General features: G+C 40.4%; 10 protein-coding genes. 1 reads left to right on the forward strand and 9 read right to left on the reverse strand.

Features of this window, described 5'->3' with window-relative positions; all coding sequences use genetic code 11:
- Nucleotides 1-54: 54 nt before the first annotated feature.
- The 9 genes from purH to rsmD form a co-directional block, all read right to left on the reverse strand.
- A complete protein-coding gene (gene purH, locus H5119_RS01805) occupies nt 55-1,641 on the reverse strand; it encodes a bifunctional phosphoribosylaminoimidazolecarboxamide formyltransferase/IMP cyclohydrolase (RefSeq protein WP_182700979.1) in 1,587 nt (528 codons plus the stop codon).
- A 325-nt stretch (nt 1,642-1,966) separates the two neighbouring features.
- Nucleotides 1,967-2,257, reverse strand: coding sequence for a DNA-binding transcriptional regulator Fis (fis, locus tag H5119_RS01810; protein ID WP_002957804.1), 291 nt, complete (start codon nt 2,255-2,257; stop codon nt 1,967-1,969).
- A gap of 19 nt (nt 2,258-2,276) precedes the next feature.
- Nucleotides 2,277-3,248: a tRNA dihydrouridine synthase DusB gene (dusB, locus tag H5119_RS01815; protein ID WP_182701013.1), complete on the reverse strand. Its 972-nt coding sequence runs from the start codon at nt 3,246-3,248 to the stop codon at nt 2,277-2,279.
- Between the two features lie 281 nt (nt 3,249-3,529).
- The gene (prmA, locus tag H5119_RS01820) at nt 3,530-4,411 is read right to left on the reverse strand and encodes a 50S ribosomal protein L11 methyltransferase (RefSeq protein ID WP_182700980.1); all 882 of its coding nucleotides are present in this window, start codon (nt 4,409-4,411) and stop codon (nt 3,530-3,532) included.
- A gap of 66 nt (nt 4,412-4,477) precedes the next feature.
- Nucleotides 4,478-6,325 carry an RNA polymerase sigma factor RpoD gene (rpoD, locus tag H5119_RS01825; RefSeq protein ID WP_077536874.1) on the reverse strand — a complete coding sequence of 616 codons (1,848 nt, stop codon included), beginning with the start codon at nt 6,323-6,325 and terminating at the stop codon, nt 4,478-4,480.
- Between the two features lie 123 nt (nt 6,326-6,448).
- A complete protein-coding gene (gene dnaG / locus H5119_RS01830) occupies nt 6,449-8,200 on the reverse strand; it encodes a DNA primase (RefSeq protein ID WP_077536875.1) in 1,752 nt (583 codons plus the stop codon).
- A 243-nt stretch (nt 8,201-8,443) separates the two neighbouring features.
- A complete protein-coding gene (locus H5119_RS01835) occupies nt 8,444-8,890 on the reverse strand; it encodes a GatB/YqeY domain-containing protein (protein WP_077536876.1) in 447 nt (148 codons plus the stop codon).
- A gap of 19 nt (nt 8,891-8,909) precedes the next feature.
- Nucleotides 8,910-9,125, reverse strand: a complete 216-nt coding sequence (gene rpsU, locus H5119_RS01840; RefSeq protein ID WP_002957797.1) for a 30S ribosomal protein S21 — start codon at nt 9,123-9,125, stop codon at nt 8,910-8,912.
- 145 nt (nt 9,126-9,270) lie between these two features.
- The gene (rsmD, locus tag H5119_RS01845; protein WP_182700981.1) at nt 9,271-9,876 is read right to left on the reverse strand and encodes a 16S rRNA (guanine(966)-N(2))-methyltransferase RsmD; all 606 of its coding nucleotides are present in this window, start codon (nt 9,874-9,876) and stop codon (nt 9,271-9,273) included.
- Between the two features lie 207 nt (nt 9,877-10,083).
- On the opposite strand from rsmD, the gene ftsY reads away from it, so the two are divergent.
- A complete protein-coding gene (gene ftsY / locus H5119_RS01850; RefSeq protein ID WP_182700982.1) occupies nt 10,084-12,036 on the forward strand; it encodes a signal recognition particle-docking protein FtsY in 1,953 nt (650 codons plus the stop codon).
- The last annotated feature ends 24 nt before the right edge of the window (nt 12,037-12,060 follow it).

Raw genomic sequence — 12,060 nt, forward strand, 5'->3', positions numbered from 1 at the left:
CGTGAATTTATAGCAAACAAAAAGGGCTAAACCAACGTTTAACCCTTTGTGTGATTAGTGGCGGAAATGGCGCATACCAGTAAGTACCATTGCCATACCAGCTTCATCTGCGGCAGCAATTACTTCTTCATCGCGCATTGAGCCACCAGGCTGAATTACCGCAGTAATACCAGCGGCTGCTGCTGCGTCAATGCCATCACGGAATGGGAAGAACGCGTCAGACGCCATAACTGAACCTTTAACTTCAAGGTTTTCATCAGCGGCTTTAATGCCTGCAATTTTAGCTGAGTATACGCGGCTCATTTGGCCTGCACCTACACCAATAGTCATGCCGTCACGGGCATAAACAATCGCGTTTGATTTAACAAACTTAGCTACTTTCCAGCAAAATAGTAAATCTTTAAGTTCTTGCTCTGTAGGTTGACGTTTAGAAACAACTTTTAAGTCGCCTTGCGTTACCATGCCTAAATCGCGGTCTTGAACTAAAATACCGCCGTTAACACGTTTAATATCTTGGCCAGCGGCTTTACCTGCCCACTGTCCACATTCTAATAAGCGAACGTTCTTTTTAGCTTCAACAATTTTTGCAGCGTCGCTCGAAATACTAGGTGCAATAATTACTTCAACAAACTGACGGTCAACAATTGCTTGTGCAGTTGCTGCATCTAGCTCTCGGTTAAAGGCAATAATGCCACCAAATGCTGATGTAGGGTCTGTTTTAAAAGCGCGCTCGTATGCTTGTAGAATGTTGTCCCCAATTGAAACACCACACGGATTAGCATGTTTTACAATTACACACGCAGGTACGTCAAATTCTTTAACACATTCAAGTGCTGCATCGGTATCTGCAATGTTGTTAAACGAAAGGGCCTTACCTTGCAATTGAGTGGCTGTTGCAACGGATGCTTCAGCAATGTCATTTTCAACATAAAAAGCAGCATCTTGATGTGAGTTTTCACCGTAACGCATATCTTGCTTTTTAGTGAACTGCATATTGATAGTACGTGGGAATTTAGTCTCTACAGCAGCTTCCTCGGTGTAATCAGGAACCATTTTACCAAAGTAGTTAGCAATCATGCCATCGTATTGGGCAGTGTGCTCGTAAGCGGCAATCGCTAAGTCAAAACGTGTTTTATACGTAGTAGAGCCATTGTTGTTTTGCATTTCGCTAATAACACGGTCGTAGTCGCTCGCGTTTACCACGATTGTTACGTCTTTGTGGTTTTTAGCGGCTGCACGAACCATTGTAGGGCCGCCAATATCAATATTTTCAATAGCATCTTCAAGGCTGCAGTTTTCTTGAGCGACAGTATTCGCAAAGGGGTATAAGTTAACTACAACTATGTCGATAGCAGAAATGTTGTTCTCTGCCATTACGCTTTCATCTTGTCCGCGACGGGCTAATATGCCGCCGTGAATTTTAGGGTGAAGAGTTTTTACGCGACCATCCATGATTTCAGGGTGGCCTGTGTGATCTGACACTTCAGTCACTTTTATGTCGTTATCAGCAAGTAGTTTGCATGTGCCGCCAGTTGACAATATATCAACGCCTTGCGCTTCTAGTGCGCGGGCAAATTCAACAATACCGGTTTTATCAGACACACTTAATAGTGCGCGACGAATGGGACGATGAGTATCCATTGTGGTTTGATTTCCTCAGTTAATGAGCTAGCTTAGAAGCGGGCATTTTAACTGATTACTACTCAAAAAACGACTTATAAAGGCTTAATAAGCGTGAGCATTTTGTAATTTGGTTAATAAGTTGTAGGCATAAAAAAAGCACCCTAAGGTGCTTTTTTTGCATAATACCAGTTGTATTGGATTAGTAAGTAATTATAACGATAGAAAAACAAGTCAATAACAAGGCAAAAATTTTGCTGTGTAGTTATTCTACATAAAAAATTATTAACGAAGTTATAGGCTTGTTTAGCTCGTTAGAATACTTACGTTTTCAATATAATTGGTATTAGTTCATGCCATATTTTTTTAGCTTTTTACGTAAAGTACCACGGTTGATACCTAGTAAAATTGCTGCACGTGTTTGATTACCACGTGTGTATGTCATTACTTCTTCAAGTAATGGCGCTTCTAGCTCTGAAAGAACAAGGTCGTAAACGTCTTGCACATCTTGACCGTTAAGCTGTTTTAAATAGTGGTGAACAGCTTTTTTTACTGCATCACGCAATGGCTGCGGTTTCTCGTGTGACTGAACATGAGGGTTAGTGATAAATGGAGAAGTCACGTTTTGTTCGAACATTATTAAGTCTCTTTCTTTCTTAGTTAGCTGCTAGTGTTTTAAAGTATTGCTCTAATGCGACGACCTGTGCCTGTGGGTTGTCGAGCGCATTAAATACTCGCCTAAACTGACCATCACTGTCATGGGTTTGCAAATACCAAGATACATGTTTGCGAGCAATTCGTGCGCCCATTGGTTCACCGTAAAACATATGGAGGTTTGTTAAATGCTCCATTAAAATGCTGCGTACCTCTGCAATAGCAGGTGGCTGCATATGTTCACCAGTTCGCAAATAGTGGTCTATCTCCCTAAATATCCAAGGGCGACCTTGGGCGGCTCGACCAATCATAATGGCATCTGCACCCGTATAGTCTAAAACCTGTTTTGCTTTTTCAGGTGATGTAATATCACCATTGGCAACAACAGGGATCGACACTGAACGTTTTATATCCCTAATCGTGTCATATTCTGCTTCACCCTTATACATACATGAGCGTGTACGCCCATGTACAGCAAGTGATGCAATGCCATAACGTTCAGCTATTCTCGCAATCTCTACACCATTACGGTTATCCGGATCCCATCCTGTACGGATTTTAAGTGTCACAGGTATATCAACAGCATTAACGACTGCGTCAATAATCTCTTCCACAAGTTCAGGAAACTGTAATAAGGCAGAGCCTGCGAGTTTCTTGTTCACTTTTTTTGCTGGGCACCCCATATTGATATCTATGATCTGTGCACCGTTAGCAACATTGAATTGTGCGGCCTGCGCCATAAGCTCAGGATCTGCTCCTGCAATTTGCACAGCACGTATACCCGATTCACCGCTGTGATCCATACGGTTCATCGACTTTTCTGTTTTCCAAACCCTAGGATTAGACGATAACATTTCAGACACAGCAAGCCCCGCGCCTAAGCGACGACAAAGTTGTCTAAATGGTCTGTCTGTAATGCCCGCCATTGGCGCAACAATTACATTATTCTCAAGTTGGTATTTACCGATACGCACTATATTCAATAGGCCTCTTTTCAAGGGGCGCTAAGTTTACGGTTTTTTTAGCAAAAATCAAAGGCTATAAATTGAACAAAAGTGACTTTTTTTTGCACTTTTCGTATTGACATTTGATAACCGTCTGACGAAGCGGTTTATTTGTGTGAAATATAAGCTGATTTTGTTTTTACTATAAAATAGGTTTATTTTTTATTATGTAAAAAAATAGTAAAGCCTGTTAAATACAGGCTTTACATGAGCATTTTGAGTTAATACTCTAAATTGATGTTTTAAGTGAATTACACTTTTTTGGTACCACTGACGCGTGTCCAGTCACCTTCAACAGCAATATTATCAAGTTCAATAAAAGGCGCGTAAATATCAGCAACTGATTGTGCTTGCTCTTCTAAAATGCCTGACATGGCAATTTTTCCGCCTGGCTTTAATAAGCCTAAAATGACACTGTGTAATTCTCGTAGCGGCTGCGCTAATATATTTGCCACAACAATGTCGGCGCTAAATTCCGGCTGGTTTTCAGGAAGGTATACTTCAAGTTTGTCAGCCACACCATTACGGTTAGCATTATCTAGGCTTGCTTCGAGTGCTTGAGGGTCAATATCTATCCCAATCATGCGCTCTGCGCCTAGTTTTATAGCTGCTATACCTAAAATGCCTGAGCCACAACCAAAATCAACAACGGTTTTACCTGTTAGATCCTGGCTTTCTAACCACTTAAGACATAAGGCCGTTGTTGCATGTGTACCCGTGCCAAAAGCAAGGCCCGGATCAAGCAGTACATTTACTGCAGTAGGGTCTGGAATATCGCGCCAGCTTGGGCAAATCCATAGTTTTTCGCCAAATTGAATAGGGTGGAAGTTATCCATCCATTCACGTTCCCAGTCTTTATCTTCAAGTTGTTCGATTTTGTATACTAAATTGTCTTTTAGCTCGTCATGACGCTTTAATAACGCAACGACTGCGTTCATATCATGATTAGCTTCGAACAAGCCAATGACTGTGGTATCAGCCCAAAATACAACGGTGCCAATTTTTGGTTCGTAAATAGGGGTGTCTTTTGCGTCAATAAAGGTTACTGAAGCGCTACCCGCTTCCATTAATAGGTCGCTTACGGCATCAGCTGTTGCAGCATTGGCATTAATACGAATTTGGATCCAAGCCATGGTTATTTCCTTCAAATAGAAAAAGGCCGCTATAGCGGCCTTTTTAGTTTATATAGTAGCGCTAAATTATTTAGCGTCTAAAAAGCTTTTCAGTAAATCTGAGCGAGAAGGGTGGCGTAATTTACGCAGCGCTTTCGCTTCTATTTGACGAATACGTTCACGTGTTACGTCAAACTGTTTACCTACTTCTTCTAAGGTGTGGTCGGTATTCATATCAATACCAAAACGCATACGCAGTACTTTCGCTTCACGAGCTGTTAGGCCTGCAAGTACATCGTTAGTTGCGCCACGAAGCGACTCCATTGTTGCCGAATCAATTGGCGAATCAATAGTTGTATCTTCGATAAAGTCACCTAAGTGAGAATCTTCGTCATCACCGATTGGTGTTTCCATTGAAATTGGCTCTTTAGCAATCTTAAGTACCTTACGGATTTTATCCTCAGGCATCATCATGCGTTCTGCTAATTCTTCTGGATTTGGCTCACGACCCATTTCTTGTAACATTTGACGAGAAATACGGTTAAGTTTATTAATCGTTTCAATCATATGTACTGGAATACGGATTGTTCTTGCTTGGTCAGCAATAGAACGAGTAATTGCTTGACGTATCCACCACGTAGCATAAGTAGAGAACTTATAACCACGGCGATATTCAAACTTATCAACCGCTTTCATCAGACCAATGTTACCTTCTTGAATTAAATCCAAGAATTGTAAGCCACGGTTTGTGTATTTTTTAGCAATTGAGATTACAAGACGTAAGTTAGCTTCAACCATCTCTTTTTTCGCACGGCGGGCTTTCGCTTCACCAATGCTCATTCGACGATTGATGTCTTTTATACGCTCAATGCTTAAACCTGTTGTTTGTTCAATAACAGATAATTTGTTAATGCTGCGAATGATTTCTGGCTTAACTTCTTCAAGTTTAGCTGAATACTTTTCGTTACCTGAAATTTCTAAATCAACCCAAGAAGCGTCTGTTTCGTTGTTAGCAAAATGCTTAACGAATGTTTTCTTTGGTAATTTAGCAATTTGAACAGCTTGCTTCATGATAAGACGTTCTTGAACGCGAACACGATCCATCATTTCACGCATGTTATTTACCATGCGATCAAACTGTTTAGGTATTAATTTAAAGGTCCTGAAAAGCTCACCGATTTCAAATATGGCAGCTTGTGATTCAGGATGCGAACGACCTTTAGCTTCAAATGTATCACGTGCTTTATTGTATAGATCACGTAAGTTTTCAAAATGAATGCGCGCTTCTTCAGGATCTGGCCCTGTGTCTACTTCTTCTTCATCTTCATCGTCGCCATCAATATCGTCTTTATCATCTTTATCATCATCAAGCTGTTTAGCGCTTAATTCTGAACCAATGTTAGTTGCTGAAATTGGCGCTTCATCTTCATTAGGATCAATGAAGCCGACGATAATATCGCTTAAACGCATTTCTTCGGCTTCAAACTTATCCCACTGTTCAAGTAGGTAAGTTATCGCTTCAGGATATTCAGCAACAGAAATTTGTACTTGATTGATACCTTCTTCAATACGTTTAGCGATAACAATTTCGCCCTCACGTGTCAGAAGTTCAACAGTACCCATTTCACGCATATACATGCGCACAGGGTCTGTAGTACGGCCGATTTCTTTTTCTACAGTCGCAAGGGCTGCAGCGGCAGCTTCAGCTGCGTCTTCGTCTGTCGTTGTTTCTTGCATCATTAATTCATCAGCATCAGGCGCGTTTTCGCTAACCTTGATACCCATATCATTAATCATGCTTATGATATCTTCTACTTGATCTGAGTCTATAATGTCTTGTGGAAGGTGATCATTTACTTCTGCAAAAGTTAAGTAGCCTTGCTCTTTACCCTTTTGAATCAGAAGTTTTAATTGTGACTGAGGAGTTGGATCCATAGAGATTGTTTCTTCCACTCTGATAAGTTGATACAACAGGCGCCATCATGTAGTTTGCATTAAGCTAACTAGAATAATGTGACGCAGTGAATAGCACAGTATAACAGCCTAAATCAAATCTGACTAGCTGTTAGTGGCTTTTAACGCTGTCATTAACAAATGACATTCAAGTCTTTCGTCGCTATTGAGACCTTGTGTCTTGTCCTTTATTAATAAGGTCTCTAGTCGATAATTTAAACACTGATCTTCAATAAATTTAAAAGTATTTTTAAAAACAGTCTCTAAACGCTCTTCATTTATCTCATGTTGCCACATTGTGAGCTTAATTAGTGGCTCATAGTCTTCAGTTCCTCTGAAAAACTCAAGCAGCTGTGCGGTGGTAATGTTTTCTTTTTCTAATGCTTGTTCTTGTAAGCGCAACAGTAGGCCGATACCAGCGATATTCATTTGCGCTAAGTCGGGCAAATAAGGAATACTTTTAGCTAGTTGTGGGTGTTGAATTAAAATTCCAATGGCTTGGCGCATCGGTGTTATTTTAAATTTTCGCTCAATAGAATGCTGTTGCTTAGGTGTTTTTAAGCGATTATTAAGCTGCTCGCGTGTTCGACCAATTAAACGACCGAGTTGTTCAAGAATATTTTCTTGGTAAAACTCACTGGGTATTTTTTCGATGAGTGGCAGTGCAGCGCTCAGTAGTTTTGCTTTACCTGAATCAAGCGTTAAATCTATTTCTTGGCTTAATTTATTAAACAATACTTTAGTGAAGTCATCAGCTTCACTTAAGCGTTGTTCAAACAGTTCTTTACCTTCCTTTTGTACTAAGGAATCAGGGTCTTCACCATCGGGTAAAAAAGCAAAGTTTAAGGCTTTTCCATCATTCAAATAAGGAAGTGCATTTTCAAGTGCTCGCCAAGCAGCATCACGGCCTGCACGGTCACCATCGTAACAACAAATAACTTTATCCGTTGTTCTAAAAAGGGTGTGCATGTGCTCGCTTGTTGTTGCAGTACCAAGTGCGGCTACAGCGTATTCTATACCTTGCTCAGCAAGCGCCACCACATCCATATAGCCTTCAACAATAAGCACATGGTCTAACTTTTTATGGGCTTGTTTTGCCTCGTATAAACCATATAACTCAAAACCTTTATGAAAAATTCGGGTTTCGGGCGAGTTTAGATATTTAGGGCCTTGGTCTGCTTGCATTACACGGCCACCAAACGCAACCACACGTCCGCGTTTATCGCGGATTGGGAACATTAAACGATCGCGAAAAAAATCAAACTGTCTGCCAGGTGTTTTTTCTGAAGCGAGCTTTAGTTCAACCAATTGTTCTTTTTGATCTTTATTGCGACCAAGTTGAAGGCATAAACCATCCCATTCACTAGGGGCGTAACCAATCATAAATTTCTTAACTATTGCACCGCTTAAACCACGGCCTTTAACATAGTCAATTACTGCCGCCGAATTGCTGTGGTGTTTTAATTGATGCTGATAAAAGCGCGCTGTATGGAGCATTAAATCGTAGTCAGAGCGTTTTTGCGCTGCGGTACGTTCTGGCGCTGAATTTGTGCCTTGTTCTCGAGGTACTTCTAAATTAAGCATGCTGGCTATTTCTTCAATAGCATCAACAAATTCAAGTTTTTCGTACTCCATCACAAACGAAATAGCGTTCCCGTTAGCACCACAGCCAAAGCAATGATAAAACTGTTTATCTTGCGATACAGTGAACGATGGGGATTTTTCGTTATGAAATGGGCAACAAGCTTGATAATCCTTACCTGCTTTTTTTAGACCTACTTTTGAGTCTATCAGGTCGACAATATCGGTTCTGGCAAGTAAATCATCTATAAAGTTACGTGGGATCTTTCCAGCCATTAGTAAAATACAGTCCTGAAATAATAAGAAAAATAACGAATATGAAATTTACTTTTTTATACTTGCTTGATGCAAGATATAACATGCTTTAACTTACCAAAATGATAGCTAAATAAATAGGGAAGCTATCAATAATTTCATTTTAAAGTGGTAAAATTGATGCATTTTTATCAAAGCTAAAAACAAAGAAACCGAGCACAAGGCTCGGTTTACTTCAATCATACTATAATGTATGTGGGCGTATCAGGCAGTTAATCGTTGCTTAATTAAACCAGAGATTTTGCCCATATCGGCGCGACCTTCAGCTTTGCTTTTGATTATACCCATTACTTTACCCATGTCTTGCATACCTGCTGCGTTAGTATCAGCAATAGCCGTGTCAATGAGAGCAATTATTTCTTCTTCACTCAATTTTTGAGGTAAAAAAGTTTCAAGCGCTACTATTTCATTGGCTTCAATATCAGCTAAATCATCACGCCCAGCATCTTTGTACTGAGTGTAAGAGTCACGACGTTGTTTAACAAGCTTCACTATAACGGAGGTAATGTCTGCGTCGTCTAGTGTTATTTGCTCGTCAATTTCACGTTGCTTGATTGCAGCAAGTACCATGCGAATAGGGTTAAGACGTTGTTTGTCTTTAGCTCTCATCGCATCTTTTTGCGCATCTTTTAGCGTTATTAAAAGGCTCATTTATACAAGACCTAATATATTAGTATAATTTAACGCGGCGAGCGTTATCACGAGAAAGTTTTTTCATGTGACGCTTAACAGCAGCAGCTTTTTTACGCTTACGCTCAGCTGTTGGTTTTTCATAGTGCTCGCGACGACGAACTTCTGAAAGGATTCCTGCTTTTTCACATGAACGCTTGAAGCGACGAAGTGCTACGTCAAACGGTTCGTTCTCTCTTACTTTAATTACTGGCATTAAAAATTCACCTACCTAAATTATGAGCGTTGCTCAAGTTGATCAAACATTGATCAAGTGGTTCAAAAATGGTGCGGTATTGTAATCCGAAGCAACACCACATGTAAAGGACAATATTAACAGAAACGCATCATGTAAAATAGTTTTAATTTGCTTGGCGCTGATACAACCTACAGAATACTTGTCCAGCTTTCTTTTCTTTAAGTAACAACCAGTTACTGGGCGCTTCAAATGACTTTAAGTCACTTTCTACTTCAACATAAATTAAAGATTTTGAGTTGAGCCATTGATTTTTTTCTAAAAAAGCACAGCTAGTTTGGGCTAAGTTTTTATGAAAAGGGGGATCAACGAAGACAAGATCAAAAGGGGCATTTAGATTTTTTTGTTCCAAAAACGATAATGTGTTTGTGTTTTTTACGTGCGCATTTTGCAATTTCAACGTCGTTATATTCTGCTCAAGCTGTTTTGCGGCTGATGAATCAAGCTCAATAAGGGTAGCACTTTTAGCAAAGCGAGATAGTGCTTCAAACCCTAAACCGCCGGAGCCGGCAAAGCAATCGAGCACGTTTGTATCTCGTGTATCTTGCATTAACCAATTAAAGACTGTTTCTTTTATGCGGTCAGTGGTCGGGCGAAGACCTTGTACGTCTTTTACTGGAAGCTTTCGACCTCGAAATTGACCACTTATAACTCTAATAAAGCCATCACTTGATGTGTTGGTTTCTTTATTTTTCGCTGTTTTATTTCTCATTTAGCTCACTAAAAAATGGTATCTGGGATCTAGCTCAGATAATATTACAGTAGATTACGTATAGCTTCATTTTTCAACCGCATTAAAAGTGTTACTATTTAACACTTATGTTTTGAACGGTTGTTTGGCTGGCAAATATTGCTGAGCATTTCCAAGCTATTTTCAAATTTTAGTTTATCAGATTTTTATAAGTGGTTATTAGCAAGTATGGCAAAAAAAAGTAAATTCCTGTCTTGGTTAGGTTTTGGTAAGTCAGATGAAAAACAAACAAAAGAAACTAATAACCAACAAACGTTGGCCGAACAACAAGAAACTGAGCGTTTAGAGCAAGCATGTGTTGAAGCTGAAAAAGCAGAGGTTGAGCGTTTAGAGCAAGCACGTGTTGAAGCTGAAAAAGCAGAGGCTGAGCGTACAGAACAAGCACGTGTTGAGGCTGAAAAAGCAGAAAACGATCGTTTAGATCAAGCACGTGTTGAAGCTAAAAAAGTAGAAGTTGAGCGTTTAGAGCAAGAACGTGTTGAAGCTGAAAAGCACGCTATTGAACAAGCACATGCAGAGTTATTGGTAAAAGAGCAAGCTGATGCCCAAGCACAACAATTAGAGCAACAACATCGTTTAGCTGAACAAGAAAGGCAAATGCGCCTTGAGCAAGAGCGTATTGCAGCCGAACAAGCAGAGAACGATCGTTTAGAGCTAGCACGTGTTGAGGCTGAAAAAGCAGAGAACGATCGTTTAGAGCAAGCACGTATTGCCGCTGAACAAGCAGAGAACGAGCGTTTAGAGCAAGCACATATTGCAGCTGAAAAAGCAGAGAACGATCGTTTAGAGCAAGCACGTATTACAGCCGAAAAAGCAGAGAACGATCGTTTAGAGCAAGCACGTATTGCCGCTGAACAAGCAGAGAACGCTCGTTTAGAGCAAGCACGTGTTGAAGCTGAAAAAGCAGAGAACGATCGTTTAGAGCAAGCACGTGTTGCAGCCGAACAAGCAGAGAACGATCGTTTAGAGCAAGCACGTATTGCCGCTGAACAAGCAGAGAACGATCGTTTAGAGCAAGCACGTATTGCCGCTGAACAAGCAGAGAACGAGCGTTTAGAGCAAGCGCGTGTTGCAGCTGAAAAAGCAGAGAACGAGCGTTTAGAGCAAGCGCGTATTGAGGCCGAAAAAGCAGAGAGCGATCGTTTAGAGCAAGCACGTATTACGGCTGAGCAAGCAGATAAACCTAAAAAAGAAGGGTTTTTCTCTCGTCTTAAAAAAGGTCTGTTAAAAACTCGTCTTAATATTGGTTCTGGGTTTGCATCAATATTCAGCGGCAAAAAAATAGACGATGATTTATTTGAAGAACTTGAAACCCAACTGTTAACTGCCGATTTAGGTGTTGACACTACCATGAAGTTAATCGACCGATTAACTGATGGCGCAAATCGTAAGCAGCTAAAAGATGGTGATGCGCTTTATGAGCTGATGAAGCAAGAAATGGCAACCATGCTCAAAACTGCAGAGCAGCCTTTAGTTATACCTGTTGATAAAAAGCCGTTTGTTATATTAATGGTGGGCGTAAATGGCGTAGGTAAAACAACCACTATAGGTAAACTAGCTAAGCAATTTCAAAGTGAAGGCAAGTCAGTTATGTTGGCTGCTGGTGATACGTTTAGAGCCGCAGCCGTTGAACAATTACAGGTATGGGGTGAGCGCAATAGTATTCCTGTTATTGCGCAGCACACAGGTGCTGATAGTGCGTCTGTTGTTTTTGATGCATTTCAAGCTGCTAAAGCTCGCAAGATTGATGTGTTAATCGCCGATACAGCGGGTCGCTTGCAAAATAAAGATAATTTAATGCAAGAGCTTGAAAAAATAGCACGCGTAATGAAAAAAATAGACCCAGATGCGCCGCATGAAGTGATGTTAACAATAGATGCTGGAACAGGTCAAAATGCTATCAGCCAAGTGAATTTGTTTAATCAATGTGTTGGTTTAACGGGCATTACCCTTTCAAAACTTGATGGGACGGCAAAGGGCGGCGTTATTTTTGCTGTAGCTGATAAATTTAATATCCCAATTCGTTATATTGGTGTTGGCGAAAGCATTGATGATTTACGCACTTTTAAGAGTGACGACTTTATTGATGCACTATTTAGCCAAGATGAGGACGACGTTTAATTTACCAAAAGGGAGCTTGCTCCC

The sequence above is a fragment of the Pseudoalteromonas sp. SG45-5 genome (assembly GCF_014164085.1).
In the GTDB taxonomy this organism is placed as follows: domain Bacteria; phylum Pseudomonadota; class Gammaproteobacteria; order Enterobacterales; family Alteromonadaceae; genus Pseudoalteromonas; species Pseudoalteromonas aliena.

Bases quoted from the DNA above. Each gene is read 5' to 3' on its own strand.
- purH (WP_182700979.1), bottom strand. From the start codon at position 1,641: ATGGATACTCATCGTCCCATTCGTCGCGCACTATTAAGTGTGTCTGAT.
- fis (WP_002957804.1), bottom strand. From the start codon at position 2,257: ATGTTCGAACAAAACGTGACTTCTCCATTTATCACTAACCCTCATGTT.
- prmA (WP_182700980.1), bottom strand. From the start codon at position 4,411: ATGGCTTGGATCCAAATTCGTATTAATGCCAATGCTGCAACAGCTGAT.
- rpoD (WP_077536874.1), bottom strand. From the start codon at position 6,325: ATGGATCCAACTCCTCAGTCACAATTAAAACTTCTGATTCAAAAGGGT.
- dnaG (WP_077536875.1), bottom strand. From the start codon at position 8,200: ATGGCTGGAAAGATCCCACGTAACTTTATAGATGATTTACTTGCCAGA.
- H5119_RS01835 (WP_077536876.1), bottom strand. From the start codon at position 8,890: ATGAGCCTTTTAATAACGCTAAAAGATGCGCAAAAAGATGCGATGAGA.
- rpsU (WP_002957797.1), bottom strand. From the start codon at position 9,125: ATGCCAGTAATTAAAGTAAGAGAGAACGAACCGTTTGACGTAGCACTT.
- rsmD (WP_182700981.1), bottom strand. From the start codon at position 9,876: ATGAGAAATAAAACAGCGAAAAATAAAGAAACCAACACATCAAGTGAT.
- ftsY (WP_182700982.1), top strand. From the start codon at position 10,084: ATGGCAAAAAAAAGTAAATTCCTGTCTTGGTTAGGTTTTGGTAAGTCA.